The following is a 25647-nucleotide window of genomic DNA, read 5'->3' on the forward strand; positions in this document are numbered from 1 at the left end:
TGAGACCACCGGGCGCACGAACGGCGCTCAGCTCTGGGTCGGGAGGTCTACGGCCGCTCGGAAAGGCGCGAGGGCGGCCGTGACCTCGTCGAGGCTTCCGCCGTCGGACCAGAGTTCGTGCCACTCGTTGTTCTCCGGCTCGAACGCCCGCGTGAAGACCCGGGCGGCGAGGTCGCGGAGGTCGGCGTCGACTGTGAAGGGCGACCTGCCGAGGTGGTCCCGCCCGTTGACCCCGATCGGGACGGCCGGGTCGATGCGGGCGGCGACCAGGGCGGCCGCGGCGATGGCCGCGTCCAGGTCCGATCCCTCGATGTAGTCGTCAGTGTCCAGGACTCCGGTCATCGCGGTACGCAGGCCGGCCGTGACGGTGTCCTCGGGCCCGTCCGACAGGTCCCCGGCGAAGTCGAGCGCGGCGTCGTTCTCCATCGGGCCGGTTCCCCAGGCGCCCATGTCCCGTCTCCTCACGTCGTGTCCAAATGATCGGTGATCACCGTAACGGCGGGCACCGACAGGAGGCCGAGACTTACTCGCGCCTGATCGAGCGGTTCGCAGCGGCGGCCCTTCCGCTGCGCCGTCGCCGACCCCCTTTTCGATCATCTGTCAATCCTCCCGGGACCCGATGGCCTCGGCCGGGTCGGCGGTCAGTGCCAGACGGGCGGGCACGGCCGTGGCGACCAGGGCGAGCAGCGCGCCGGCCGCGATGACGGCCAGGTAGATGAGCGGCGGGAACGCCGGTCGCGCCGCCCCGGTCATCCCGGCGCCGTACGCCGCGAGTGTGGCCAGGGCGATGCCGGTGCCCAGGAGGATTCCGACGAGCGCCACGACGAGTGTCTCCAGGCGCAGCATCCGCAGGATCTGCCGTCGCGTGGTGCCGATGAGCCGCAGCAGCGCGAACTCGCGGTTCCGCTCGGCGGTGGCCATGGCCAGGGTGTTGACGATGGCGATCGCGGTGAAGGCGATGATCAGGCCCATGACGACGAGGTTGACCTCGGTGTTCTGGCTCTGCTGCGCCTTTCGCAATGTCTGTGCCTGCTCGGAGGTGAGTACCTGGACGCCGGGGTGGGCGCGCACCGCTTCGCGCAGCGCGTCAGCCGAGCCGCCGGCGACGAGCACCTGGCGGGGCAGCGGGTCGTCGACGTGCGCGGCGACGACGCCGTACGGCAGCAGCACGTCGCCGAAGCCCAGCCCGCGGTCGTAGATGGCGGTGACGCGGGCGCGGGCCGGGGTGCCGTCGCCGAGCGTGAGGCGCATCTCGTCGCCGAGGCGGGCGTGCATGTGCCCGGCGGCGGTGGCGCTGACCGCCATGGTGCCCTCGGCCAGCCGGTCCAGCGACCCGGCGCGGACGCCGGGGTCGATCGTCTGGCCCAGGCCTTCGGGCGTGACGCCCTGGGCGGCGTACTTGCCGCGTCCGACCCGGATCGTCGACGGCACGATCTCGGTGACCGCGCGCACTCCGGGCAGGGCGCGGGCGGCGTCGGTGGCGGTGTGCGGCACCCGCCCCGCCAGTACGATCTCGGCCTTCGCCCCTTCGCGGGCCTGGCGGGTCGCGGCGTCGCCGACCGTGGCGGGCACGAACAGGATCGTGCACGCCATGCCGACCGCGAGGGTGAGCGGGGTGATGACCGAGGCGAGCCGGCGGGTGTTCGCGGTGGTGTTGGCGGCGGCGAGGTGCCCGCTGACCCGGGACAGCCGCAACGGGACGGCCAGCAGCGTCATGGCGACGCGGGCGATGACCGGGCCGAGCAGCGCGACCGCGACGGCGGCGAGCACGACCGCGAGGAAGGTCACCGGGGTGGCGGCGGCCTCGGTGTCCAGCCCCTGGAGAACGGCGAGCAGCGTGATGTGCGCGGCGAGGACCACGAGACCGATGAGCGTGCGCGCCCACGGCGGCCTGCGCCGCTCCATCGCCGCCTCGGCGAGGGCCTCGGCCGGCCGGATCCGCGCGGTGCGCCGGGCGGACAGGCGGGCGGCGGCCCAGCCGGCGAGCAGGGTGGCCCCGAGCCCGGCGGCCATCGGGAACGGGCTCAGCACGAGGCCGAGGTTCTGCGGCATCACGCCGTAGTGCAGGAAGAGCGAGCGCAGCGCCCGCGCGAGGGCCAGGCCCGCGACGGCGCCGAGCAGGCCGGCCGCCAGCCCGACGAGCAGCGCCTCGCGGCCGATCATCCGCCGGAGCTGCCGGGGCGTGGCGGCCACCGCGCGCAGCAACGCCAGTTCGCGCCGGCGCTGCTCGATCGACAGCGCGAACGTGCCGACCACGACGAGGATCGCCACGAGCAGTGAGGTGCCGCCCAGCGCGCCGCCCATGCTGATCAGCGTCACGCGTGCCTTCGACGCGTCGATGAACTCCAGCGGCCCGCGCGCGTCCCCGGTGTAGACCTTGGCGGGCGTGCCGCGCAGGGCGTCGCGGACGGCCTTCTCGGCCGAGGCCGGGAAGACGCCGATCGCCGAGACCTGGCCGGGCCGCCCGGCCAGCCGCAGGGCCTCCGCGCCGGAGAAGAACAGGCTGCCCTGGCTCGGCAGCGCCTGCGCGGTGACGCCGACCACCGTGTACGTCTTCGCCTCGGCGGTGGCCGACACGATGACGGTCGCACCCGGGCGCAGCCCGGCACGGGCGTCCACGACGACCTCGCCGTCGGTGCGCGGTGCCCGGCCGGCCGCGAGCGTGAAGGGGGTGAGCGCCGCGGAGTCCCAGGCGTGCCCCTGGGCCGTCCCGCGCCCGGTCCGTGCCGGGAAGGTCACCTCGGGCGTGACCTTCTCGACGCCGGGCAGCTTCTGGAGCCGGTCCACGGTGTCGGCCGGCAACCAGGCGCGCTCGGTGAGCGGCTTGGACTTGGTCTTGACCTTGTCCTTCTTGTGCTCGGTCCAGTGGACCTGCTGGTCGGCACCGACGATGATCGGCGCGCCGGCGTACCGTTCGGCCGCGATGTCGCCGCGCAGGCCGGTCTCCAGCAGAACGCCACAGGCGGTGACCAGCGCCGACGCGCACATGAGGGCGACGAACGCACCGGCGAAGGCGCCCTTGCGAGCGCGGAGCGTGCTCCAGGCGAGCGACAGCATCAGGCTCGACCTCCGAGAACGGCCATGCGCTCGGCGACGCGGTCGGCGGACGGCTTGGCCATCGAGTCGGCGATCCGCCCGTCGGCGAGGAACAGCACGGTGTCGGCGTAACCCGCGGCGACCGGGTCGTGGGTCACCATCACGACGGTCTGTCCCGTCTCGTCCACGGCCTGCCGCAGCAGCGTGAGCACGTCCCGCCCGGTGACGGTGTCCAGGGCGCCGGTCGGCTCGTCACCGAAGATCACCTCGGGACGGGTGATGAGCGCGCGGGCGATCGCGACCCGCTGCTGCTGCCCGCCGGACAACTGCGCCGGTCGATGGTGGGCGCGCTCGGTCAGGCCGACGCGGGCCAGAATCTCCTCCAGCCACCGCTTGTCGGTACGGGTACCCGACAGGCGCAGCGGCAGCGTGACGTTCTGCGCGACGTCGAGCGACGACACCAGATTGAATGCTTGGAAGACGAAGCCGACGCGGGCGCGGCGCAGCTCGGTGAGCTTCACCTCGTTCATCCCGGACAGATCCGTGCCCCCCAGCCGCACGGTGCCGGAGGTCGGGGTGTCGAGACCGGCCGCGCAGTGCAGGAACGTCGACTTGCCGGAGCCCGACGGGCCCATCACGGCGGTGAAGCTTCCGCGCGGGATGCCGACCGTCACGTCGTCGAGCGCGGTGACGGCGGCGGCTCCCTTGCCGTACACTTTGCGCACCGAGGTCAGGCTCACCGCCTCGGTGCCAGGCGCCGGTGTGCCCTGGCCGTCCTTGTGCTGGAGCAGCATGAGCTGCTCTCCTTTCTCTGGGGAGTGCGTTCGGTGAGAGGCCCGTACGGGCGTCGTGCGTGCTTCCTCTGCTGGTCCGCCGAGCGGCCACTCGGCGGACCAGGCCTTTCTCATTCGTCCTCGGGCTCGTCCTCCGGCGAAGCGGGTGCGTCGTCTGGAGCGGGAAAGGCCAGGAAACGGGCGAACACCGGGCGGGCGTCGCCGGGGATCTCCGTGCCGTCCCGTTTGAAGCGGTTGACGAGCTTGATGTACTCCTCGAAGAACTCCCGGACCTCGGCGAGCGTGAGGTGCAGGATCGAGCGGGAGTAGGGCACCGCGTCGGCCCACTCGCCCATCTCCTCGCGCTGGAGCTGGAAGCGGGCGAACTGCTCGAAGTCGGCTTCGAGCGACATGCCGTTCAGCCGGTCGAGCGCGGCCCGCATCTCCGGGGTCTGGCGGCTGTACGGGGGGAACCGGCGGTCGCCGCGCACGGCTCGCCACCATCGCTCCCGCCCGTGCGCCTTCTCCGGTACCTCCTCGACGAAGCCGTGCTTGGCCAGCTCTCGCAGGTGATAGCTGGTCGCCCCGGTGTTGAGCCCCAGGGCGCGAGCGAGGGAGGCCGAGGTCGCCGGGCCGTGCAGGGCCAGCTCCTCGACGATTCGCTGACGCCGCGGATGCGCGAGCGACTTCAGCACCTCAAGGTCCTTGATCTCTTGCGGCATGGGCGGGCTCATGCATGCACACTAACCTGTGCACAAATTATTGTGCAACCCTTCCTGGGCATCCTTCCGTGGCCGCTGTCGGGGTCACCGCCGCGTTCTCCGCCGGTGTTCAGCCGCCGTCCACCGGCCGAGTCCCTATGCTTCACGGCCGCGCCGGGCCTCCCCCGTAGATCTTGAACCGGCAGATCGAGAGTCGAAGAAGGGTGTGACCATGGGATTCGTCAGAAGGGCGCTGGCGGTCGGAGTGGCCGGAATCGTGCTGGGCGGGGTGACCACCGCGCAGGCGGACCAGCGGCCCCGCGAGGCGGCGGTCGCGCAGGCGGTGTCGAAGCTGAGCCGCTCGTCGCAGTGGAGCCTGACGAAGAGGATCAAGCTCGGTTTCCCGACCTACCACCCGCAGGGCTTCGCGCGGGCGGGCGACCGGTTGCTGCTGTCCAGCGTCGAGGTCATCGAGGCGCCGGTGCGGTACCCGCAGCCCATCGACGGGTACGACCGCAGCCCGGGCAAGGGGCGCGGGCACGTGTTCGTGCTCGACCTGTCCGGTCGGCTGATCAAGGACATCGTCGTGGGTGAGGGGACGATCTACCACCCGGGCGGGATCGACGTCGACGGCGACTCGCTCTGGGTGCCGGTCGCCGAGTACCGGCCGAACAGCGCCTCGATCGTCTACCGCATCGACCTGCGCACGCTCCGGGTGAACAAGGTCTTCGGCGTCAGGGACCACATCGGCGGGATCGTCCCCGACCCCGCCTCCGGGCGGCTGTACGGCGTCTCGTGGGGGTCTCGCACCTTCTACACCTGGGACCGCGGGGGCCGTCAGCTCGGCCGCCGGCCCAACACCAGCCACTTCGTCGACTACCAGGACTGTGCCCACGCCGGGGACCGGGCGATGTTGTGCACCGGAATCACCGAGTACGCGACGGCGACGGGTGCGAAGTTCGAACTCGGCGGCATCGCGCTGATCGATTCGCGCTCACAGAGCCTGGAGTACGAGGTGCCGGTCCAGCAGTGGTCGGCCGCCGGTCACGTCGCGACCCGCAACCCGGTGCACCTTGAGGCGGCGGGCGACACCCTGCGGATGTGGGCCGCACCCGACGACGGCGAGGAGCCGAACGGCACCGAGATCCTCGTCTACGAGACAACGGTCGGGTAGCCGGTCAGGCCACACCCGGCACGAAGGCGGCCGGGAACGATCAGGCCGCCAGCGCGTAGGCCCGGGTCACCGTGCACAGGGCCCAGTGCATCCGGTCCGTGTACGTCTCGGGATGATCGCCGGCCTCCTGTGCCACGTACGCCACGCACCGTCCCTGGGCGCCGGCGCAGGCGCCGAGCAGTTCGTCGATGGCAACGCGCACCTCGTCCGGTGTGGGATCGGCGGACGGCTGCAGGCGGCAGGCGAACAGGACATCGGCGAGATCGGGGACGCTCATCGTGGTCGACATCGCAAGACTTCTTCCCTCGGAAGGCTTCGCGCCGTTCACCATCCATGATGCCCGGCGGCCGCTCCGACGGCATCGGGGCACACCCCCAAAACTGGGTGGACGCTAACCCCCACCCCGGGCCGTCAGGAGAGCCGGGCCAGCGGGTCGATCTCGGCCGCGGTGGCGGCGTCGTGGTCGGTCGACACGCTGAGCTCGCGCCATCGCGCGTCGGCCTCGGCCCTGGCCCTTTCCACGGCGGCGGCGTAGCGGACGGCGTCGCTGCCCAGTAGCAGCCGTACCGGCGGCTCTTCCAACTCGGTGACCTTGAGCACCACCTGCGCGACCTTGGCGGGGTCGCCCGCGGCGTTGCCTTCACCGCCGCCCAGGAGCCGGGCCATGGTCCCGACGGTCTGCCGGTACGGCTCGCTGATCGGCGGTATCGACATCGACGACCCGGCCCAGTCGGTGCGCATGCCGCCGGGCTCCAGCACGGTGACCTTGATGCCGAGCGGGCCGACCTCCTGGGCGAGGACCTCGGAGAACCCCGCGACGCCCCATTTCGCGGCCTGATAGGCCGACAGGCCCATGGCCGCCACCCGGTCGCCGACGGAGGAGACCTGGATGATGTGCCCGCCGCCCTGTTCGCGGAGCACCGGCAAGGCCGCCTTGGTCACGTTGACGACGCCGAGCAGGTTGGTGTCGATCTGGGCGCGGAAGTCGTCGTGGGTGACGTCCTCGATGGCGGCGAGGTCGGCGTAACCGGCGTTGTTGACGACCACGTCGAGTCGTCCGAACGTCTCCACGGCGGCGCGCACGGCCGCCTCGGCCGCGGCGGGGTCGGTGACGTCCAGTGCCACCGTGTGCACCTGGTCGCCGTACCGCCGCGTCAGGTCGGCCAATGACCGCGGGTCGCGGGCGGTGGCGAGGAGCCGGTGGCCGGCCGCCGGTACCGCCTCGGCGATCTGACGGCCGAGACCACGCGACGATCCGGTGAGGAGAAAGACCTTGGACATGTGCTGGTGACCTTCCACTGGAGGGGCTGGGATCGAGCATCCGGCTCACCATCGTACGACTAACCGGTTAGTTAGAGACAACCACGTCGCGCCCGCCGCTGTCAACTAACCGGTTAGCCAGGGCGGTCGGCCGGTGCGCCCATGCCCTGGGCCTGCGATGATCGGTGGGTCGTCAGGGAGGCCGGGCGATGACGACCTGGAGGGGAAGCGGTACGCATGGACGAGCAGCGCGCGGTCGCCTGGACCGAGGCGACCTGGCTCAACCCGCCCCTCACCGTCGAGCCGGACGGTGCGGATCTGGTGGTGAGCACCCGGGACAAGAGCGACTTCTGGCGCCTGACGAGCTACGGCTTCGTACGCGATGATGGGCACGCCCTGCTGACGAGCCTCCCCGCCGGCTCGGCCGTCGAGGTGACATTCCTGGCGGTGCTGGATGAGCTGTACGACCAGGCCGGGGTCATGGTCCGCGTGGACGAGCAGACCTGGATCAAGGCCGGGGTCGAGATGACCGATGGGACGCCGCACCTCGGCGCCGTGGTCACCCGCGGTCACTCGGACTGGTCGATGGCGCCCGTCTCGGAGTACGCGGGGCGTGAGGTCACCGTGCGGGCCAGCCGTTCCGGCGACGCGGTGACGATCAGAGCCCGCTGCGAGAACGGCCCCTGGCGGATGGTGCGGTTGGCTCCGCTCGCTCCCGAGGTCACGGCGTTCGCCGGGCCGTTCTGCTGCTCACCGCAGCGGGAGGGGCTGCGCGTCCGCTTCACCCGGTTCGTCGCCGGGCCCGCCGACGCCGCACTTCACGCCACGCCCGACGCCTGACAACGCAGACCAAAGGCGCTCGCGCTCTCAACTAACCGGTTAGCCCGATACGCTTGGCGCCATGGCCGGGGACGCGGAGATGACCAAGCGGCGTCTTCTCGACGCGGCGGCAGAGGAGTTCGCCGCCTTCGGGATCGCCGGGGCACGGGTCGACCGGCTCGCCGCCGCCGCGAAGTCGAACAAGGCGCAGATCTACCACTACTTCGGCAGCAAGGACGCCTTGTTCGACGCGGTGTTCAACGAACTCGTCGTACGAACCGTGCGCGAGGTGCCGATCGACGCCACCGATCTGCCCGGCTACGCCGGACGCCTGTTCGACGGGTACGAGGAGCATCCCCACGTGGCGCGGCTCGCGACCTGGTACCGCCTCGAGCGGGCCGGTACCCGGGAGCCGCTCGAGACGATCATCGTCGGCAACCGCGACAAGGTCGACGCCATCGCGGCGGCCCAGAGGGCGGGGCACATTCCCGCCCACTTCGCCCCCGAAGACCTCCTCGCGCTCGTCCTCGCGATCTCCTTGATGTGGACGGCGCTGACGCCGGAGTTCGCCGCGCTGGTGAGCGGGCACGGCAGGGATCACCGGCGCCGGGTCGTCACCGACGCGGTGACCGCCCTCCTCGCAGACCGCCCGGCAGGTTCGTAGCGGCCAGGTTCGCAGCGATCATGTTCGTAGCGCGCCGGCCGCGACCGCGTGACGCGACGCCGAGGGCGGCGGCGACGCAGGCGACCGGGGTCACCGGCAGCACGTAGCGGTGGTCGAAGTCCAGCGCGGCCACCGGCAGCACGAGCAACGCCATCGCCGCGCCCCACGGCACCGTCGCGCCCCACGTCCTGCGGCGTATCCCGAGCACGCCGAGGAGCAGAACGCCGCCCAGCACCGGGCCGCGCAGCTGCGCGATCTCCTGGTAGGACACCAAGAAGCCGGCGTACGGCGACACGGAGTGCCACCCGTGAACGCTCGGATCGTACGCCCGCAGGCTCGCGATCGCGGTGGGCTTGTCAGCCGGCGGGTGCGAGCGTCCCTCGCTGAAACGGTACGCGCCGGCGACCCGCCGCGGATGAGGGGCGGGCGTCCAGTGGAAGGCCAGTGACACGTCGCGTGCGACCGCGCCGACGTAGTCGAGCGGCTGCGCGGTGATGGCTCGGAAGGCGAACGACCGCGCCCGCTCGTTGTCCCAGCGTTCGGGTCGCGGGTCGGACTCGCGCCGGCGGTCGGGTGGCCGGTTGATCGCCGAATCGTCGGCCCACACGTACTCCGACGCGGCGTCCTGGTGCGAGCCGTTCGGGCAGAGCCAAGCCTCCGACGCGGGCGGCCGGATCACCTGGCAGTCCGCGAACGTCATGGTCCGTGCCCACAGTGCGACCCCGTCGCCGCCCGCGAGCGTGAACCGGCCGTGGACACCGGCGTACCAGGCGGCGTAGAGGATGATCGGCAGCCCGCCCGCGACCGTCATCGCCAGCAGCGGCCGTAGGCCCACGCGGCGCACGGCCACGGCCACGAGCGCCAGGACCAGCAGCGGCAGCGCGATCGTACGGGTGAGTGCGGCCAGCGCGAGCAGCAGGCCGGCCGAGGCCGCCGCCACGGCGGACAGCCGTGCCGACCATGACAGCACGGTGACGACCGCCACCGTCAGGAAGATGAACAGCGTGTCGCTCAGGATCGCGTGCTCGATCACCAGTGCCCGTCCGTCGAACAGCACCGGGACCGCGGCGAGCGTGGCCCCCCAGGCAGGCAGCCCGTGCCGCCGGAGCAACGCGTAGACCAGCAGGCCGGTGCACAGGCCGAGGATGTGCTGCACGGCCGTGACCAGGACGAGGCTGTGGAGCGGCGAGAGCAGCCAGAGGAACATGCCGTACCCGCTCGGCTGGAACCCCCACAGCGGCTCGGGCGAGGTGCCCAACCTGAGATAGGAGTAGGAGTCGCCGTAGTAGAGGAACGCGGGGCGATGGCCGAGCATCGTCACGACCCGCAGCACCGCGGCGAGTGCGAGTAGCAGAGTGATCAGCCGATGACGGCCTATGCCTCCGAGCCGGCGGCGTGCCGCCGGCCGGACGGCCGGGACCGAGGACTCCCGCCGCGTCCCGGCGGGACCGGCGGCGGGATCGGGTGCTGGACCGGCGGCGGGCGGCGGCTCGACCGTCACCGACCCGAGGTCATGTCGTCGCATCGGCAATCTCCAGCTCCGTCGCCGAGCCCTTCCCGGCGTTCGTGCTGGAGTACAGCGATCGGTCGCTATCCCGGAGATATCCGAATCCGGATACGCTCCCGATACACCTGTCGGGGCAGGCTGGACCGGAATGTGCCCGCGCGCCCGTACCGCGTGACGCACACCCGTACGTCATGGTCTGGGAGGGCACGTTGCGTGTATTGATCGTCGAGGACGAGCGCACGCTCGCGGACTCGATCGCCGAGGGGCTGCGCGCGGAGGCGCTCGCCGTCGACGTCGCGTATGACGGAGGCGGGGCGCTGGAGCGGCTGGCCGTCAATGACTACGACGTGCTCGTCCTGGATCGCGACCTGCCGGCCGTGCACGGCGACGACGTGTGCCGGGCGGTGATCGCATCCGGTGGGCTGGTACGGGTGCTCATGCTGACCGCCGCCAGTGACGTGCGCTCCCGTGTGGAGGGTCTGTACCTCGGTGCCGACGACTACCTGGCCAAGCCGTTCGCCTTCGCGGAACTCCTCGCCCGGGTGCACGCGCTCGCGCGCCGGGCACGACCCGCCGAGCCGCCGGTGCTGGAGCGTGCGGGGGTACTGCTCGACCGAGCCCGCCGGCAGGCTTACCGCGACGGGTATTACGTGCCGCTGGCCCGCAAGGAGTTCGGCGTCCTCGCCGAGCTGCTGCGCGCCGGCGGAGCGGTCGTGTCCGCCGAGTTGCTGCTGGAGAAGGTGTGGGACGAGCACACCGACCCGTTCACCAACGCCGTACGGATCGCGGTGATGAAACTGCGTCGTAAGCTCGGCGAGCCGCCGATCATCGAAACCGTTCCTGGAGCGGGGTACCGGATCCCATGAGGCTCACCATCCGGCTGCGGTTCGGCCTGTTGTGCGGAGCGGTCGTGCTCTGCGTCGGTGCCGCGCTGGTAGCCGCCCTGTACTTGCTGATCAAAGGCCGCCAGCGCGCGCAGTTCGACGAGGCGATGCGGCAGCTGTGCTGCGGTTACGTCCCGCCCCATCCGATAGCGGTTCTCCAGCGGGAGACGCTCGACCTGCTGGTCTTCTGGGGCGCGATCACGGTCGGCGCGGCGGCCGCCGTGGCCGTCGGACTGGGCTGGTGGACCGCCGGCTGGGCGCTGCGTCCCCTTCGGCGAGTGACTGAGACCGCCCGGCGGGTCGCCCAGAGCCATGACCTCACCGAGCGCATCGGGCACGCGGGCCCGCCTGGGGATGGCAAAGAGCTGGCCGACATCTTCGACACCATGCTCGGCCGGCTGGCTCGCGCGTTCGACGGTCAGCGGCGATTCGTCGCCAACGCCTCCCACGAGTTGCGCACCCCGCTCACCATCAATCGGACCCTGGTGGATGTGGCGGTGCGGCGGCCCGATGCCACCGAGGACGTCAAGCGGCTCGGTGAGTCACTCCTGGTGGTCAACACCCGGCACGAGCGCCTGATCGACGGGCTCCTGGCCTTGGCCGAAGGCGAGCAGACGGTGCTCGACCGCCGTCCCCTCGACCTCACCGACGTGGTAGAGCACGTCCTCGACCAGGTCGTCGCCGAGACCGAGGAACGGGATGTGACCGTGCACCGCTTGCTGGACGCAGCACCGACCGCCGGCGACGCGGTGCTCTTGGAGCGGCTCGTACAGAACCTGGTCGAGAACGCGATCCGGCACAACGAGAAGGAGGGCGAGGTCTGGGTGACCACCCGGTGGCGGGCCGACCGGGTCGAGTTGGTGGTGGCCAACACCGGGCTCGTGGTTCCGCCCTACGAGGTCGAGAACATCTTCGAGCCGTTCCGCCGCCTGCACGGCGACCGGCTGCGGTCCGAGCGCGGCAGCGGGCTGGGGCTCTCCATCGTCCGGGCCATCGCCGACGCCCACGGAGGCGGCGTGACCGCACACCCCCGCGGCGAGGGCGGTCTCACCATCACCGTCGAGCTGCCGGCCGAGTGATCCGACGCCTCCCGCCCCGGTCGCGGAGTCAGGGGCGTCCGGGCCGGGCCGGCCAGGCGGCGACGATCAGCCGCACGGCAGCGGCTGATCGTGCGGCACCCGGGCGGACCACGCACAGCCGCGGCTCCAGGGCGGCGCGTCAAGCTTCGGCAAAGTTCATGTGGACAACCTTCCACCCGGCGTCGCCTAACGGACAAAATCTCCTCTGATTTGCTTTTTGTTCGTATTAAGGCTGTTCAGCCTGTTTGGGGGGTTCGTGAAGAAGCTTGTCGCCGCCGCCGCGACAGCCGGTCTGCTCACCGGGTTCGGTCTCCACGGCGCTACGAGCGCGTCGGCCACCACGGTTCGGCCCGGTGCCTTCCAGCCGGCGAAGCTCGCCTGGCATCCCTGTCAGGCGGACATCGTCACGGGAGCGAAGGCCTACGACGGCCTCGGCGCGACCCCGGTGTCGACGAGGATCCAGTGCGCCGAGCTGCGCGTGCCGCTGGACCACGCCCGCCCGTACGGCCAGAAGATCACTCTGGAGCTGACCCGGACGCCGCACACCGGCTCGGGCAAGGCGAAGGGCAACATCCTGGTCAACCCCGGAGGGCCGGGCGGTGAGGGGGCGCTGTTCGGCCCGGGCGTCTTCGCCCAGAACTCCGCCCCGATGCAGGCCGCCTACAACGTCATCGGGTTCGACCCGCGTGGCATCGGGTTCAGCACGCCCAAGCTGACCTGTGACGCGAACTACAGCAACGCCCCCCGGCCGGCGTACGGCACCGGGGACAGGGAGACCGGCGTGGTCTGGCTGAAGAGGGCCAAGGCCTACGCCGACGCTTGCGCCGAGCGGTTCGGCGCGGGCGCCGAGGTGAACCTGCTCGACCACATCAAGACCATCGACTCCGTTCGTGACATGGACACGATCCGGGCGGCGCTCGGTGACCGGAAACTGGACTACTACGGCGCGTCCTACGGCACCTACCTCGGCCAGACCTATGCCACCGTCTTCCCGAAGAACGTCGGCCGCATGGTTCTCGACGGCAATGTCGGCCCGGGGAACGTCTGGTACGACGCCCAGCTCGCCCAGGACCGTGCGTTCGACAAGAACATCGAGTACTACTTCGGCTGGATCGCCAAGTACGACAGCCGGTACCACCTCGGCGACACCCAGGCGAAGGTCCGCGACTTCTACTACGGCCTCCAGGCCAAGCTGGCCCATCAGCCGGTGACCTACGAGGACCCGCAGAGCGGGGCGAAGACCGCGGTCGGCCCGGACGAGCTCGTCGACGCCGTCCAGAACGCCGCCTACCGGCGCAGCCAGAGCGTGTGGGACTCGTATGCGAGTGCGCTGTCGGCGCATGAGTCCGGTGACGACGCGACCTTCGCCGCGACCTTCGGCGCGCAGACCACCGGCGGCAGCGACGACAACGGGTTCGCCGTCTACAACGCCGTCCAGTGCACCGACGTACGGTGGCCGCAGAGCTGGCGGAAATGGCACCGCGATGCGGTCCGGGTCAACGAGGAGGCGCCGTTCGAGACGTGGGGCAACGTCTGGTTCAACGCCCCCTGCCTGTTCTGGCACGCCAAGGCCGGTACGCCGGTCGAGGTCGGCCAGACGAGGGACCTGCCGAAGAACATCCTGATGTTCCAGTCCACCGAGGACGCGGCCACGCCCTACGCCGGCGCGCTCGAGCTGCACAAGATCCTCAGGGGCTCACACCTGGTCGTCCAGGACGGCGACCGCACGCACTGCATCGTGCACCGCGGCGACCTCCGCCCGGGCGGTGTGGACTCCTACTACGACGCCTACTTCCTGAAGGGCACCCTGCCCGAGCAGGACACCGTCCACATTTCCCAGCTCGGTGACCCGACCCCGCCAGTCTCCTAGGGGCGGGTTCCCGGGTGGAAAGGGGCCTCTGAACGGCGGAGGCCCCTTTCCGCAATCCCGCTGCTGGCGTGACCGATCGTCGCCGAGCTGAGTTCGTAACGGCAGGTCGGTCCCCCCTCAGACGGTTCGCGAACGCCGCCTCTTCGCCGTGGAACTCCAGTGATGTTGACGTGGCCTCGATCGCGCGACAGTATGAACGTAAGTTCATGAACATACGTTCATATCAGGCGCGGGAGGTCCGATGGCGGGCATCGTCAACACCGAGCAGGCTGAGGCGTGGAACGGCTACGAGGGCGAGCACTGGGCCGCTCACGACGACCGCTACGACGCGGTGAACGGTGGATTCAACGCGTACCTGCTCGACGCGGCGCGGGTCGGTGAGCGAGATCGGGTGCTCGACATCGGCTGCGGCAACGGTCAGCTGACCAGGCTGGCCGCCGGTCGGGCGCGGCTCGGGCGGGCGCACGGGATCGACCTGTCCGCCCCCATGCTGGCCAGGGCGCGCGCCCGGGCGGACGAGGAGGGCGTCTCGAACGTGACCTTCGAGCAGGGTGACGCTCAGGTGCACACGTTCCCGGCCGACGGTCACGACGTAGCGATCAGCCGGTTCGGGATCATGTTCTTCGGCGATCCGGTGGGTGCGTTCGGCAACGTAGGCCGTGCTCTACGCCCGGGCGGACGGCTCGCCTTCCTTTGCATGACCGGGCTCGAGGGCACCGACATGGCGAGCGTGTTCGGCGCGATGGCCGCGTACCTCCCGCGTCCGACCGGACCGGACGGGACCGGGCCCACGTCGTTCGCCGACCCTGCGCGCATTCAGGAGGTGCTGACGGGCGCCGGGTTCCAGGACGTCACCGCGACACACGTAGAGGCGGACGGGAGGTGGGGCCGTGACGTCGCCGACGCGGCGGAGTTCATCAGCGCTTGGGGGCCGGTCAGGTTTCACATGGAACAGGCCGGCCCCGAGGCCGCGGCCAAGGCGCGGGAGGCGCTCATCCCCGCGCTGCGGCCGTTCGAGACGCCCGAGGGCGTCCGGCTGCGGGGTACGGCGTGGCTGGTCACCGCGCTGCGCCCCGGCGTGGGCTGATGGAGCGGATCGTCGTGCTCGGCGGGTACGGCGCCGTCGGCCGTGAGGCCGCCACCGCGCTGGCGGAGTGGTGTCCCGGCGCGGTGGTGGTCGCCGGCCGCGATCCGGCGAAGGCTCGAACGGTCGCCGGGGCCGCCTCGCTGCGGGTCGACCTGAGCGACGACGCCGACCTCGAACGCGCACTGGACGGTGCCGACGCCGTGCTCATGTGCGTGGAGCGGGACAACGTACGGATCGCCCGGGCCTGTGTGGAGCGGGGCGTCCACTACGTCGACGTCTCGGCGTCATACGACGTGCTCGTCGCCATCGAGACACTCGACGAGCTCGCTGCTGAGCACTCCGCCACGGCCGTGCTCAGCGTGGGCCTGGCGCCCGGTGTCACGAACCTGCTGGCCCGCCACTGCGCCGAGCGGTCCGGCGGCGCGGACGTGCGGATCGGCGTGCTCGTCGGCATGGGCGAGCGGCACGGCCCGGCGTCGATCGAGTGGACGCTGGACGGGTTCGCCCGGGTCGGGCCGTCGTCGCAGATGGACTTCCCGCAGCCGTACGGCACTCGTACGGTCCATCGCTTCCCGTTCTCCGACCAGCAAACGCTGCCGGGCACGCTCGGCGTCGAGCGCGTCACGACGGGGATGTGCCTCGACTCGCGCGCTCTCACGACCGTGCTGGCCGCGGCGCGCCGGCCCGTCGTCACGCGGCTGCTGAGCGCACCCCGCGTACGCGCTGCGGCGTCGGCCCTGCTCACGAGGGCGCACGTCGGCGGCGACGGGTTCGCCGTGACCGTCACCTCGGGCGCGCACACGGCGTCGTTCACCGGGCGGCGGCAGAGCCGGGCGACCGGGCTCGCCGCCGCGCTGGTCGTCCGGCAGCTCGACGCGCTGCCGGCGGGTGTCCGGCACATCGACGAGGTGATAGAACCGGTCGGGTTCCTGACGGAGCTCGCCGGGCACGGTTTCGACCTCGACCTCGGCGCGGTTCACCACGAGGCGGAGTGATGTCACCGAGAAGAGCGGCGGTGCTGCGCGACGGCGGCGAGCGGAGTCTGCGCGAGCATCTCATCGCCACCGCCGAACGCATGATCTCCGAGCGGGGAACGGTCGGGCTCACCGTGCGCGCGATCGCCCGCGAGGCGGGCGTGGCCGACGGCGTGCTCTACAACCATCTCGCCGACAAGGAAGAGCTGCTGGCGCTGGCTCTGCGCGCCCATGTCCGGCGCATCGAGAGCGAACTGGGCGAGCTCCCGGAGCCGGGCGCGGGCACCGTCGAAGCCGGTCTACGCGCCCACATCGCCTATGGCATGGCACTGCACCGGGCGATCCTGCCCGCCATCGCGGGGATGATCGCCCAGCCGAAGGTCCTCGCCCGATTCGCCGAGCTCGCCGAGCGCGGCACCGACTGGCGCGATCGCCTGGCCGGCCACTTGCGCGCGGAACGCGATCTGGGCCGGCTCGCCCCGGACGCGCAGATCGACGCCGCCACGGCGATGATCGTGGGCGTCTGTCACGAGGCGGTCATCTCGCTGCTCTTCCACGACGCCGCGACTCACTCGGCCCCGCCGCCGGCACCGATCGACGACCTGGTCGCCGCCGTACTCGACGGCATCGGTCCCCGTAACTAGACGACTCCGGGCAGGGATGAGGAGCCGGTGCTCACGGTCAGGGGCGACAGCCGGTGAGCGTGCAAGAAGCCGTCCACGGCCGTCTGCCAGTCGAACCGCTCGGCCTGGGCGCGGGCCGCGGCTCTGCGGTGGTGTTCCGGCCGGTCGAGCAGTCCTTCGACCGCGTCGGCGTAGGCCGCGGCATGGTCGTCGGCGGCCACCCCGGCCGAGCCGATGACCTCGGGCAGAGCGCTCAGGCGATTGACGACGACCGGTGTGCCGCTGGCGAGCGCCTCCAGCGCGGCCAGCCCGAAGGTCTCCACCGGGCCGGGAGCGATCGCGACGTCGGCCGTGGCGAGCAGGCCGGCCAGCAGGTCCCGGTCGGCGACATGACCGAGAAAGCGGATCGGCAGCCCGTCCGCGAGCGCCACCAGCGCCCCGTGCCGTGGTCCCGCCCCGATGACGGCGAGGACGGCCGGCACGCCTCTGCGCCGCAGCTCGGCCAGCGTGTCGACGGCCCGCTCCGGGCGCTTCTCCGGGGACAGCCGGCTGCAGTGCACGAGCAGGACCTCGTCCGGTGCCGCCAGCGTGGAACGCAGCCACTCGCTCCGCCGCTCCGGCCCGAACAGGGCGAGGTCGACGCCGAGCGGCGCCCGGACGAGGTTGGCCGCCCCGACCCGGCGGTACTCGGCGGCGGCCCACTCGGTCGTGCAGAGCACGACGTCGAACGATGACGCGACCACGCCGTTGTACCGGTCGGCCAGCCACTGCAGCGGCAGCCGCCGCGGTCCGAGCAGCCCTACCAGCCCGGCGAGGCTGTCGTGGGACACCATCATGGACGGGACCCCGCGGGCCCGCGCCCACGCCCCGGTCCACTTCAAGGTCGTACGGTCGGAGACCTCGATCCGGTCCGGCGTGAGCTCGTCGAGCAGCCGCCGCAGCGACCGGCGCGCGGTGATGACGCGGTAGCCGCCGGTGCCGGGCACCACCGGTCCCGGCAGGGTGATGACCCGTCCCTGGCCGGTGTCCTCGTCGCGGTGCTCGGGCCCGGGAACGATGAGCACCGGCTCGTGCCCGGCCGCCGCGTATCCGGTGCCCAGTTCGCGCAGCGCGGTGCGCATCCCGCCCGAGGACGGCGTCACGAAATTGGCCAGCCGCACGATCCTCATGCCCGCTCCCGCCTCATGCCCGCTCCCGCCCCGCGCCCGAGACTGGTGACGGCGCGACGCACGCGATGATGGCGTGGCCGGTCACCGGGACCGGCAACCTGACATGACAGAACCGCGAACCTTGGCCGAAGCGGTCGTGATCAGGTGCCCGGCGGCGCTCAGCCGGCGGTATGGCCACCGGAGTTGTGCAGGCAGCCCATGACGACGGTGTAGGCGATGAGCCACCGGGTCAGCCGGGTCGCCGGCAACTGGGCGTGGAATCCCCAGGCGAGCGCCGTGTACCAGGGCATGATCCAGGGGGCGACCAGCACCCACGCAAGCGCGAGGGCGAACTGCGTGCGGACCACGTGCGGCGCGTCCTCGGGGAGCTTGCGGAGCAGCAGCACGGCCACGACGACCAGGGCGAACGGCCAGCCGAACCGGGTCACCGCCGCCGCAAGTTCGCGGTCCATCACGCCGAGCGCCGACGTGACCAGCGACCACGGTGAGTCGGCGCCGGCCAGGCTCGTCGCCTCGAAGAGCGGCCCCAACGCCTCCCGGCCGACGGTGAGGTACGCCGCCGCGACCACGGCACCGGCCCCGGCGGTGAGCCGTACGAGACCGGCGTGGTCCCTCCGGCGCAACCGCTCCCACACCAGACCGGCTCCGACCAGCGCGGCGTTGGCCTTGAATCCGCAGCCGACGCCGACGAGCATGCCGGACGGCAGGCAGCGCCGCGCCAGGAACACCGCTGCGACGGCCGCCGCGACGACGAAGACGTCGATATGGCCGCCGCCGACGAGCTGCTGGATGAGCAGCGGGTTGGCCGCCCACAGCAGGGCGGCCCGGGAGGGTTCGGCGGCGATGCGGACGAGCAGACCGCCCACCAGCAGGAACATGGCGCCGCCCGCGACCATGAGCAGCCAGATCGTCGTCGCGGGGTCGTCGGCACCGAGCCGGGCGGCCGCCGCCTGCGCGAACGTGGCGAACGGCCCGTACACCGACGGTGTGTGCAGCCAGTCGGAGGCGACGACCGACGCGTACGGCCCGCCGAGTGACGCCGGCGAATGCTCGTAGGGGTCCGTCCCGGTCGCGAACAGCCGGCCGTACGCGGCGTAGCTCGCGGTGTCGGACGATCCGACCGGGGTGAGGTTGACCAGCAGGGCCACGGCGCCGGCGCTCAGCATCAGCAGCCGCCCGGGATCGGGACGCCAGCCCCGGGCGTACGCGAGCAGCAACGCACCCAGCCCGAGCCCGGCCAGCACCGTCGACAGCCAGGCGGCCGGATAGGACAGCACCGGCGGCAGCGGTGCCAGCACCGAGAGCGGCCCTCGTACCGCGGCCGTGTTGGCGTTCGGCGCTGCGGTGCCCAGCAGAACGGTCATGAGCAGGGCCGTCGTGGAGGCGGCCATGCCGATCCGCGCCGCCGCCGTCCAGGCCATCCGGGTCCGGACGGCCGCCGCGCGCGACCTTCGGCGGCGTGCGGCGGCACGCCATGCGACGGGAGCGGAACCGGCGTCGCGGTATGTCTCCACGTTCATGGTGCCGCGGCTCCCAGGATGTGCGGGTGGACCGACCGGGGCGTGGCGCCGGCTCCCCGTGGACGACCCTGCGGCGCCGATGCCCCCCACGCACCCTCACGTACGTCGTCGGGAGTGGGTGTGGCGGCCCGGCGATGAACAGTCGAAGATCGGATGAATGGTTCGGCCGAGCGTTAGTTCGCGGTGTCAGCGCGTCATCCACAGAGGTGTGGAAAACCCTTGTGGTCGCCGCGAGCGGCGCGCTCACGGTGGGATCTGGCGGATCTGCGCAGTCATCGACTACGCCACCAAGTACTCCTCGCCGTCGAAGTCAACCTGTTCCGCCACACCTACAATGCTCTGCGACCCCACCAAGCCCTCGATGAACGCACACCACGCATGGCTTACCTCGCCGTCGAACACTGCGATTAGCGGGTGGCCTTTGGCGGACCGCTACTTGACTGGGAGGTCCTGACATGACCAGTAAGTTCACCGAGCTTGCGATCGACTGTGCCGATCCCAACGGTCTCGCCCGGTTCTGGTGCTCGGTCCTTGACTACGAGGTGCAAGACGAAGACGAAGGAATTGTCACAATTGGCCCCCCTATGGTGCCTGAAGGCAAGAACCGCCTTGGCCCAGTGCCACCGACGTTGACATTCGCGCACGTGCCCGAGGGCAAGACCGTCAAGAACAGGCTCCACCTCGACGTCAACCCAACCGACAGGGAGCAAGACGAAGAGGTCCGTCGCCTGCTCGACCTAGGTGCTCGACATGCCGACGTCGGCCAAACCGGCGATGAGAGCTGGGTCTGTCTTGCCGACCCAGAGGGGAACGAGTTCTGCGTCCTTGCGGGCCGCCGCCCCTGATCGGAGGCCCTGCGGATCCGGGACCTCGGGTGTTGCCGATCCATGGTGGCGCCGGTGCAGAGTGACCCGCACGACCTGTCCTGGATCGTGCGGGTCCCCTCGCCGGGCGTGCTTGCACATCCTCATGTGCGGGTGAGGGATTTACTTCTTCCACACGATGGGACTGTCCCGGTACCCGCCCTCTGACTCGTCGTACTCCGCTCCGGCCACTTCGCCGCCCTGACGTGCCGCCTGGAGTCTGCAGGCTTCGTACTTCGCGCCGGCGCTGGTGAACTGGTCGGTCGCGCGCCCACGCTCACAGGCAGGGAGATCGCCGATCACGCCGACACCCGTACTCCGGCCGTCAGGACCGATGGCCCTCAGGAGCGGAGCCGAACTGGACGAAAGATCGGTGCCACCGACGTTCTCGATCGAGTAGCGGATGTAGTAGGGGACCATCCCGTTGGCCCTGGCCCCGAATCTGGCGCTGAACGCCGCCTGGTCGCCTTGCTCGATGGCGGTCACAGTGATCGCGATCGTGCCGGTCTTACTGCCGTACTTGAACGGGACGACGGCACGCTGTCCGATCCTCAGCGCCGTGCCCGGCGAGGTCACCGGCCCGCCACCGCCGCCCGCGTCCGGTGCACCTTGGTCCGTGGTGCCGGGGGCCGCCGGCGCGGGCGCCGACGACTCCAACCCCGCAATGACATCAGGTTCGTCACTGCCACACCCGGAGACCGCGATCGCGGCCACTCCCAGAGCGCTCAGCAGCGCGATGTGCGTGCGATTGATTGTTCTCACCTTTCTGACCGTGCGCGAGCACCTCACCCGCGCCCATGGGTTTTCAGCGGTTCGTGTCAGACCGTGCGCGGGTACCTCGCCCGCGCCATGGGTTTTCAGCGGTTCATGAGCGGTGGACCGCGCCGCGTGGGAAGCGGCCTGGCAAGGCGATCAGAGCTTCCGTCGTTGTTTCCGCAGCCTGCTTGGGGTTGCCGGCGTTTCGACGCCGGAGAACTGAACCGGCCGAGCTCGCGGAAATTCATGGCCACGAGAGATATTCCGCTGAGCGAATCGGGATGGCGACTTGCTCAGACAAAGACAAGGCTGCCCATATGTGAGGCACCTTGTCCAAACATGAGGCGTGTTGAAGAAGACGGGAAACCCAGGTGGGCGGTGCTTCAGCCGCGGGCGGGGTCTCGCAGCACGCCGTTGAGAAAGAGGGTCGTGATGGCGGCGCTCGTCTGCTCGACGCCGAGTCGTCCCTGGATGACCCGCGAGACGGCGCCTTCCAGAAGACTGATGTAAAGCTCCATCAGGGTCTCGATCGGCAGATCTGTACGGAACCTGTTCTCGGCCTCGCCCCGGCGGAACAGGTCGTGCAACGGATCGGCGAACAGGCGGTTGGCCTGCGCGGACACTTCCGGAGTCTTCTTCAGCATGGTCAGCGCCCGATATTTGCTGGTCGCCGTGATGAACGCGCGGGTCAACCGGGCGATCGCCTCGTCCACCGGCACCGTGTCGAGCCGGGCGTCGGCGATGCGTGCAGTGAGGTCTGTGATCGCGGTCTCCTGGAGCGCCCGCAGCAGCGCCTCGCGGTTCGGGAAGTAGCGGTACAGGGTGGCCCGCGATACGCCGGCCGCCTCGGCGATCTCGGTCATGTTCGCCTGCTCGCCGCGCTCGGCCAAGACCGAGGCCGCGATGTCGAGAATTCCGGCGGCCACCCGGTCGCGTAGCGCTGCGCTCCTGGTCATCAGCAGCGAGGGTACAGCACGGGGTGTGATAACTGATGGTATGTACCTCTGCAACGCATGGTGTTCCTCTAAGCGCTCAGATGAGTTTGTCGGGTGTGATGGGAAGCTGGCGTACTCGCACCCCCGTGGCGTTGTAGACCGCGTTGGCGATGGCCGCGGCGGCTCCGACGCTGCTGAGTTCACCGAGACCGCGGACCCCGGCGTGGTTGTAATTGGTGTCGGGATGGTCGAGGAAGTGCACGTCCAGGGGCGGGACGTCGGCGTTGACGGGCAGGAGGTAGTCGGCGAGGTTGGCGTTGGCGATCCTGCCGGTGTCCGCCTCCAGGCGCGCGTCTTCGAGGAGCGCCTGGCCGAGGCTCATGATGATGCCGCCGACGATCTGGCTACGGGCGGTCTTGGCGTTGACGATGGCTCCCGCGTCGACCACGGTGGTCATGCGGGACAGGCGTGCCTCGCCGGTCCAGCGATCGACCCTGACCTCGCAGAAGTAGGCGGCGTAGGACGCGAAGGCGTAGCGATCGGCCTCCTCCTTGAGTTCGGCCACCGTGGTCGCCTCGATACCGCCGGTCCGGGTGGTGGTCAGCAATCGGCCGAAGGGCGTGCTCTTGGCGCCCGCCGTCAGGACGCCCCTCTCGTAGTGCACGTCCTCGGTGTCCATGCCGTGGAAGGGCGAGGCCTCGTGCGCCACCGCGTGTGCGATCAATGCCTTGATCGCGTCGCGTGCGGCGGTGTGCACGGCCGAGGCGAGCGTCGTCGTGCCCGCCGACCCGGCCGCGCCCATCATGGCGTCCCCTTCCCAGTTGACGGGCAGGAGGGAGGTGCCGAGCGCCGGCTTGACCCGGTCGACCGGAATGCCCAGGCTGTCGGCTCCGAGGATGGCCAGGGCGGTCAGCGCTCCGGTGCCCAGATCGGCGTTGGCGCTCGCCACGTTGACTGTGCCGTTGGCTCGGAACCGTACGCGGGCCGCCGCCACGAACTGCGAGGCGGGCAGGACGCCACTGGCCATGCCCATGCCGACGAGCCGGTCGCCGTCGGTGACCGCACGCGGCTCGGCGCGGCGGCGCGACCATCCGAATCGCCTGGCCCCGACCTGGTAGCACTCCTTCAGATGCCTGCTGGAGAAGGGCAGTCGCTCGGACGCCTCCGGCAGGGGGTAACTGGTCGTCAGATCGTTCTTCGTGCGCAGCTCGACCGGATCCATGCCGAGCTCGCCCGCCATCTCGTCCATGGCACACTCCAGGGCGAAGGAGCCCGCCTCATAACCCGGTGCCCGCATGATGGTCGTCTTCGGCACGTCCATCGTCGCGATGCGCGTGACGAGGTGCAGGTTGGGTGAGTCGTAGAGCTCGCCCACGACACGGGTCGGGTTCTCGATCAGCATGTTCGAGACGCCCTCGTGTTTCACCGCGTTCAGCCTGCCGTCCCTGCTCGCGCCGAGCGTGACCTGCTGGGTGAATTCCGTACGATGCCCGGTGACGGTGAAGAGCTGCTCACGCGTCGTCACGACCTTGACCGGCCGGCCGAGGGCACGTGCGGCGGCCGCCGCGAGCAGGGTGGGTGCCCAGGTGACGACCTTGCCGCCGAAGCCGCCACCCACGTACGGGCTGATGACGTGGACGTTCCGCTTGTCGACGCCGAGGGCTTCGGCGATCTCCAGAGCGTGCAGTGCCGGACCCTGGGTGCCGCTGTAGACGGTCAGCCGGCCGCCTTCCCACATCGCGACGGCCGAGTGCGGCTCCATGGCGTTGTGCTGTTTGGGCGGTTGGTCGTACGTGGCCGAGACGGTGACCTGACTGTTCGCCAGCGCCTGGTCGATGGGGGTGACCCCGTCGGCGCGGAAGTAGACCGGCTGGCTCCAGGGCGGATCCGGGATGACGGCATCGCGGGCGGCCTCCGCGAAAGAGGCCCGGAGGGGATCGCCGTGGGGACGGTAGGTCACCCTGACCAGCGCGGCCGCGTCGCGCGCCTGCTCGAAGGTCTCGGCGACGACCAGGCCGATGATCTGACCGTGGTAACGCACCTCACGGTCCTGCAGGGGACGCCGCGCCTCCCCGGCGATCTGGATGATCGGGTTCTGCGGTGGGAGCAGCCTGAGCGGGTCGGCGGGCGTGTAAACGGCGATCACGCCCGCCGCGGCGCGGGCTGCGCGGACGTCCATGGAGCGGATGGTGCCGCGGGCGATCGTGCTGGTCACGAGGTGGCCGTGGACGATCCCGGGCAGCCGGTTGTCGGCGGCGTACTTGGCGGCACCCGTGACCTTCGCGGCGCCGTCGACCCGGTCGACGGATCTGCCCGGTGAAGATGTGACCATGGTCAACCTGCCAGTTTCACGAGAGCACGGACGATGGTTCGCCGGAGGAGAGCCGGCTTGAAGCCGTTGTGCGAGAGCGGCCGGGCGCCGTCTGCCGCGCGGGCGACGGCCGACTCGAACGTGTCCTGCCGCATCGGCCTGCCCTTCAGGGCCCTCTCGACGCCGGAGAGCCGCCAGGGCTTGGTGCCCACGCCGCCGACGGCGACCCGCGCGTCGGCGATGAGGCCGTGCTTCACGTCGACGGCGACGGCCGCCGAGGTCAGTGCGAACTCGTACGACCGCCGGTCGCGGACCTTCACATAGGTGGAGCGACGCGCCCAGGAGAGCGCGGGGACGGACACGCCCATGACCAGCTCGCCCGGGAGCAGCTGATTCTCCTGGTGCGGGGTGCTTCCGGGCAGGCGATAGAAGTCGTCGAGGCGTACGCTCCGCTCGCCGCTCCGGCTCCGCAGAAGTACGGAGGCCTCCAGCGCCACCAGTGCCACGGCGAGATCGCTCGGATGCGTGGCGACGCACGCGTCGCTCGTACCGAAGATCGCGTGCATGCGGTTCTCGCCGTCGATCGCTGGACAGCCGCTGCCGGGTGCGCGCTTGTTACAGGGTGTGGTCGTGTCGCGGAAGTAACCGCAGCGGGTGCGCTGCAGCAGGTTGCCGCCGATCGTGGCCATGTTCCGGATCTGCGGCGAGGCGCTCTGCACCAGGGCTTCGGCGAGCACCGGATACGCGCCGGTGACGAGTTCGTGGTCGGCGACGTCGCTCATGTGCTCCATGGCGCCGATGACGAGCGTGTCGCTCTGGCGGCGGATGCCGCGTAGCGGCAGCCTGCGAATGTCGAGTACGTGGGAGGGCGTCATGACCTCGAGCTTCATCAGATCGATGAGCGTGGTGCCCCCCGCGAGATACGCCGATCCGCCGGCCGGCCGCTCCAGTGCCTCGCGTACGGTCGAGAGCGCGGTGAAGGTGATGGGTCGCATCTACCGGCCCCTCATCTCGGGATCCGGCGGGCCCGGACCGCCTCGACGATGTTCGGGTAGGCGCCACAGCGGCAGATGTTCCCGGACATGAAGTCCCGGATCTCCTCGTCCGACCGGGTGTGCCCCTCCCGGATCAGGGCCGTGGCCGACATGATCTGACCGGGGGTGCAGAATCCGCACTGGAACGCGTCGCAGTCGATGAACGCCTGCTGCATGGGATGGAGCCGGTCGCCGTCCGCCAGGCCTTCGATCGTCGTGACCTGCTCACCGTTCACGCCGGCGGCCAGCGTGAGGCAGGACAGCACCCGCCGGCCGCCGACGTGGACGGTGCAGGCACCGCACTGGCCGCGGTCGCAGCCCTTCTTCGTCCCGGTCAGATGCAGCCGTTCGCGCAGTGCGTCCAGAAGGGTGACCCTCGCGTCGAGGCGGAGGCGTTCCGCCCGCCCGTTGACGTGCAGGGTCACGTCGACCACCGCCTGGCCGGGCGGCGCAGTGCGGCTCGGCATCGCCTCGGCGGCCGCAGGCTTCGCCGCCTGAGCTCCGATCAGCAGGGCCGCGCCCGACGTGGCCGACGAGCGCACGAGGAAGCCGCGACGGGACATCCCGTCGGCGGTGGCGTCCTGCGGCTCGGGATCGGGCGGATTCGG

The 25647-nt window shown here is 70.8% G+C and carries 24 protein-coding genes; 10 read left to right on the plus strand and 14 right to left on the minus strand.

Features of this window, described 5'->3' with window-relative positions; all coding sequences use genetic code 11:
- Window positions 1-27: 27 nt before the first annotated feature.
- The 4 genes from HKK74_RS11950 to HKK74_RS11965 all read right to left on the minus strand — a co-directional run bounded on the left by HKK74_RS11950 (window position 28) and on the right by HKK74_RS11965 (window position 4543).
- Window positions 28-450 carry a DUF4259 domain-containing protein gene (locus HKK74_RS11950; protein ID WP_187243221.1) on the minus strand — a complete coding sequence of 141 codons (423 nt, stop codon included), beginning with the start codon at window positions 448-450 and terminating at the stop codon, window positions 28-30.
- Between the two features lie 150 nt (window positions 451-600).
- Window positions 601-3057, minus strand: coding sequence for an FtsX-like permease family protein (locus tag HKK74_RS11955; RefSeq protein WP_187243222.1), 2457 nt, complete (start codon window positions 3055-3057; stop codon window positions 601-603).
- A complete protein-coding gene (locus HKK74_RS11960) occupies window positions 3057-3830 on the minus strand; it encodes an ABC transporter ATP-binding protein (protein ID WP_187243223.1) in 774 nt (257 codons plus the stop codon). Before HKK74_RS11960 ends, HKK74_RS11955 begins: the two co-directional genes overlap by 1 nt.
- Window positions 3831-3940: 110 nt before the next feature.
- Entirely contained in the window at window positions 3941-4543 is a 603-nt protein-coding gene (locus tag HKK74_RS11965; RefSeq protein WP_222722167.1) for an ArsR/SmtB family transcription factor, read from the minus strand.
- A gap of 199 nt (window positions 4544-4742) precedes the next feature.
- Here HKK74_RS11965 and HKK74_RS11970 point away from each other — a divergent pair, with 199 nt between their 5' ends.
- The gene (locus HKK74_RS11970) at window positions 4743-5684 is read left to right on the plus strand and encodes a DUF6454 family protein (protein ID WP_187243224.1); all 942 of its coding nucleotides are present in this window, start codon (window positions 4743-4745) and stop codon (window positions 5682-5684) included.
- 40 nt (window positions 5685-5724) lie between these two features.
- Here the strand turns inward: HKK74_RS11970 and HKK74_RS11975 are convergent, their stop codons facing one another.
- Together HKK74_RS11975 and HKK74_RS11980 are read right to left on the minus strand one after the other, a co-directional pair.
- Window positions 5725-5973 carry a hypothetical protein gene (locus HKK74_RS11975; RefSeq protein ID WP_187243225.1) on the minus strand — a complete coding sequence of 83 codons (249 nt, stop codon included), beginning with the start codon at window positions 5971-5973 and terminating at the stop codon, window positions 5725-5727.
- A 122-nt stretch (window positions 5974-6095) separates the two neighbouring features.
- Window positions 6096-6965 carry an SDR family NAD(P)-dependent oxidoreductase gene (locus tag HKK74_RS11980; RefSeq protein ID WP_187243226.1) on the minus strand — a complete coding sequence of 290 codons (870 nt, stop codon included), beginning with the start codon at window positions 6963-6965 and terminating at the stop codon, window positions 6096-6098.
- A 216-nt stretch (window positions 6966-7181) separates the two neighbouring features.
- Between HKK74_RS11980 and HKK74_RS11985 the strand changes: the two genes are divergently transcribed.
- Together HKK74_RS11985 and HKK74_RS11990 are read left to right on the plus strand one after the other, a co-directional pair.
- A complete protein-coding gene (locus HKK74_RS11985; protein WP_187243227.1) occupies window positions 7182-7784 on the plus strand; it encodes a DUF1349 domain-containing protein in 603 nt (200 codons plus the stop codon).
- Between the two features lie 61 nt (window positions 7785-7845).
- Complete coding sequence (locus tag HKK74_RS11990; protein WP_187243228.1) at window positions 7846-8427, plus strand: TetR/AcrR family transcriptional regulator; 582 nt, start codon at window positions 7846-7848, stop codon at window positions 8425-8427.
- Here HKK74_RS11990 and HKK74_RS11995 read toward each other — a convergent pair.
- Window positions 8378-9952: a hypothetical protein gene (locus HKK74_RS11995; RefSeq protein ID WP_187243229.1), complete on the minus strand. Its 1575-nt coding sequence runs from the start codon at window positions 9950-9952 to the stop codon at window positions 8378-8380. The genes HKK74_RS11990 and HKK74_RS11995 overlap by 50 nt on opposite strands.
- 191 nt (window positions 9953-10143) lie before the next feature.
- Here HKK74_RS11995 and HKK74_RS12000 point away from each other — a divergent pair, with 191 nt between their 5' ends.
- From HKK74_RS12000 to HKK74_RS12025, 6 genes are all read left to right on the plus strand, one after another.
- Entirely contained in the window at window positions 10144-10800 is a 657-nt protein-coding gene (locus HKK74_RS12000) for a response regulator transcription factor (RefSeq protein WP_187243230.1), read from the plus strand.
- On the plus strand, window positions 10797-11897 hold the full coding sequence (locus tag HKK74_RS12005; RefSeq protein WP_187243231.1) for a sensor histidine kinase: 1101 nt from the start codon (window positions 10797-10799) through the stop codon (window positions 11895-11897). Before HKK74_RS12000 ends, HKK74_RS12005 begins: the two co-directional genes overlap by 4 nt.
- A 256-nt stretch (window positions 11898-12153) precedes the next feature.
- Window positions 12154-13767 carry an alpha/beta fold hydrolase gene (locus HKK74_RS12010; RefSeq protein WP_187243232.1) on the plus strand — a complete coding sequence of 538 codons (1614 nt, stop codon included), beginning with the start codon at window positions 12154-12156 and terminating at the stop codon, window positions 13765-13767.
- Window positions 13768-14008: 241 nt separating this feature from the next.
- A complete protein-coding gene (locus tag HKK74_RS12015) occupies window positions 14009-14854 on the plus strand; it encodes a class I SAM-dependent methyltransferase (protein ID WP_187243233.1) in 846 nt (281 codons plus the stop codon).
- Window positions 14854-15849 carry a saccharopine dehydrogenase family protein gene (locus HKK74_RS12020; RefSeq protein WP_187243234.1) on the plus strand — a complete coding sequence of 332 codons (996 nt, stop codon included), beginning with the start codon at window positions 14854-14856 and terminating at the stop codon, window positions 15847-15849. Before HKK74_RS12015 ends, HKK74_RS12020 begins: the two co-directional genes overlap by 1 nt.
- Window positions 15849-16472, plus strand: a complete 624-nt coding sequence (locus HKK74_RS12025; RefSeq protein ID WP_187243235.1) for a TetR/AcrR family transcriptional regulator — start codon at window positions 15849-15851, stop codon at window positions 16470-16472. The genes HKK74_RS12020 and HKK74_RS12025 overlap by 1 nt, the downstream gene beginning before the upstream one ends.
- Here the strand turns inward: HKK74_RS12025 and HKK74_RS12030 are convergent.
- Window positions 16469-17620 carry a glycosyltransferase gene (locus tag HKK74_RS12030; RefSeq protein WP_187243236.1) on the minus strand — a complete coding sequence of 384 codons (1152 nt, stop codon included), beginning with the start codon at window positions 17618-17620 and terminating at the stop codon, window positions 16469-16471. The two genes, HKK74_RS12025 and HKK74_RS12030, sit on opposite strands and share 4 nt — an antisense overlap.
- A 158-nt stretch (window positions 17621-17778) precedes the next feature.
- Window positions 17779-19140 carry an MptA/MptB family glycosyltransferase gene (locus HKK74_RS12035; protein ID WP_187243237.1) on the minus strand — a complete coding sequence of 454 codons (1362 nt, stop codon included), beginning with the start codon at window positions 19138-19140 and terminating at the stop codon, window positions 17779-17781.
- 455 nt (window positions 19141-19595) lie between these two features.
- On the opposite strand from HKK74_RS12035, the gene HKK74_RS12040 reads away from it, so the two are divergent.
- Window positions 19596-19985 carry a VOC family protein gene (locus HKK74_RS12040; protein WP_187243238.1) on the plus strand — a complete coding sequence of 130 codons (390 nt, stop codon included), beginning with the start codon at window positions 19596-19598 and terminating at the stop codon, window positions 19983-19985.
- 141 nt (window positions 19986-20126) lie between these two features.
- On the opposite strand, the gene HKK74_RS12045 is transcribed toward HKK74_RS12040, so the two are convergent.
- The 5 genes from HKK74_RS12045 to HKK74_RS12065 all read right to left on the minus strand — a co-directional run bounded on the left by HKK74_RS12045 (window position 20127) and on the right by HKK74_RS12065 (window position 25506).
- On the minus strand, window positions 20127-20765 hold the full coding sequence (locus HKK74_RS12045; RefSeq protein WP_222722168.1) for a hypothetical protein: 639 nt from the start codon (window positions 20763-20765) through the stop codon (window positions 20127-20129).
- Between the two features lie 377 nt (window positions 20766-21142).
- Entirely contained in the window at window positions 21143-21715 is a 573-nt protein-coding gene (locus HKK74_RS12050) for a TetR/AcrR family transcriptional regulator (protein ID WP_187243239.1), read from the minus strand.
- Window positions 21716-21791: 76 nt separating this feature from the next.
- Complete coding sequence (locus HKK74_RS12055) at window positions 21792-24026, minus strand: xanthine dehydrogenase family protein molybdopterin-binding subunit (RefSeq protein WP_187243240.1); 2235 nt, start codon at window positions 24024-24026, stop codon at window positions 21792-21794.
- Between the two features lie 2 nt (window positions 24027-24028).
- Window positions 24029-25000, minus strand: a complete 972-nt coding sequence (locus HKK74_RS12060; protein WP_187243241.1) for an FAD binding domain-containing protein — start codon at window positions 24998-25000, stop codon at window positions 24029-24031.
- Window positions 25001-25011: 11 nt separating this feature from the next.
- Complete coding sequence (locus HKK74_RS12065) at window positions 25012-25506, minus strand: (2Fe-2S)-binding protein (RefSeq protein ID WP_222722197.1); 495 nt, start codon at window positions 25504-25506, stop codon at window positions 25012-25014.
- Between the last annotated feature and the right edge of the window lie 141 nt (window positions 25507-25647).

It is taken from the genome of Actinomadura alba (assembly GCF_014323705.1).
Taxonomy (GTDB): Bacteria; Actinomycetota; Actinomycetes; order Streptosporangiales; family Streptosporangiaceae; genus Actinomadura_C; species Actinomadura_C alba.

What these genes read in the sequence shown, in the direction of transcription:
- HKK74_RS11950 (WP_187243221.1), bottom strand. Translation starts at nt 450, where the DNA reads ATGGGCGCCTGGGGAACCGGCCCGATGGAGAACGACGCCGCGCTCGAC.
- HKK74_RS11955 (WP_187243222.1), bottom strand. Translation starts at nt 3,057, where the DNA reads ATGCTGTCGCTCGCCTGGAGCACGCTCCGCGCTCGCAAGGGCGCCTTC.
- HKK74_RS11960 (WP_187243223.1), bottom strand. Translation starts at nt 3,830, where the DNA reads ATGCTGCTCCAGCACAAGGACGGCCAGGGCACACCGGCGCCTGGCACC.
- HKK74_RS11965 (WP_222722167.1), bottom strand. Translation starts at nt 4,543, where the DNA reads ATGAGCCCGCCCATGCCGCAAGAGATCAAGGACCTTGAGGTGCTGAAG.
- HKK74_RS11970 (WP_187243224.1), top strand. Translation starts at nt 4,743, where the DNA reads ATGGGATTCGTCAGAAGGGCGCTGGCGGTCGGAGTGGCCGGAATCGTG.
- HKK74_RS11975 (WP_187243225.1), bottom strand. Translation starts at nt 5,973, where the DNA reads ATGTCGACCACGATGAGCGTCCCCGATCTCGCCGATGTCCTGTTCGCC.
- HKK74_RS11980 (WP_187243226.1), bottom strand. Translation starts at nt 6,965, where the DNA reads ATGTCCAAGGTCTTTCTCCTCACCGGATCGTCGCGTGGTCTCGGCCGT.
- HKK74_RS11985 (WP_187243227.1), top strand. Translation starts at nt 7,182, where the DNA reads ATGGACGAGCAGCGCGCGGTCGCCTGGACCGAGGCGACCTGGCTCAAC.
- HKK74_RS11990 (WP_187243228.1), top strand. Translation starts at nt 7,846, where the DNA reads ATGGCCGGGGACGCGGAGATGACCAAGCGGCGTCTTCTCGACGCGGCG.
- HKK74_RS11995 (WP_187243229.1), bottom strand. Translation starts at nt 9,952, where the DNA reads ATGCGACGACATGACCTCGGGTCGGTGACGGTCGAGCCGCCGCCCGCC.
- HKK74_RS12005 (WP_187243231.1), top strand. Translation starts at nt 10,797, where the DNA reads ATGAGGCTCACCATCCGGCTGCGGTTCGGCCTGTTGTGCGGAGCGGTC.
- HKK74_RS12015 (WP_187243233.1), top strand. Translation starts at nt 14,009, where the DNA reads ATGGCGGGCATCGTCAACACCGAGCAGGCTGAGGCGTGGAACGGCTAC.
- HKK74_RS12020 (WP_187243234.1), top strand. Translation starts at nt 14,854, where the DNA reads ATGGAGCGGATCGTCGTGCTCGGCGGGTACGGCGCCGTCGGCCGTGAG.
- HKK74_RS12025 (WP_187243235.1), top strand. Translation starts at nt 15,849, where the DNA reads ATGTCACCGAGAAGAGCGGCGGTGCTGCGCGACGGCGGCGAGCGGAGT.
- HKK74_RS12030 (WP_187243236.1), bottom strand. Translation starts at nt 17,620, where the DNA reads ATGAGGATCGTGCGGCTGGCCAATTTCGTGACGCCGTCCTCGGGCGGG.
- HKK74_RS12035 (WP_187243237.1), bottom strand. Translation starts at nt 19,140, where the DNA reads ATGAACGTGGAGACATACCGCGACGCCGGTTCCGCTCCCGTCGCATGG.
- HKK74_RS12040 (WP_187243238.1), top strand. Translation starts at nt 19,596, where the DNA reads ATGACCAGTAAGTTCACCGAGCTTGCGATCGACTGTGCCGATCCCAAC.
- HKK74_RS12050 (WP_187243239.1), bottom strand. Translation starts at nt 21,715, where the DNA reads ATGACCAGGAGCGCAGCGCTACGCGACCGGGTGGCCGCCGGAATTCTC.
- HKK74_RS12055 (WP_187243240.1), bottom strand. Translation starts at nt 24,026, where the DNA reads ATGGTCACATCTTCACCGGGCAGATCCGTCGACCGGGTCGACGGCGCC.
- HKK74_RS12060 (WP_187243241.1), bottom strand. Translation starts at nt 25,000, where the DNA reads ATGCGACCCATCACCTTCACCGCGCTCTCGACCGTACGCGAGGCACTG.
- HKK74_RS12065 (WP_222722197.1), bottom strand. Translation starts at nt 25,506, where the DNA reads ATGCCGAGCCGCACTGCGCCGCCCGGCCAGGCGGTGGTCGACGTGACC.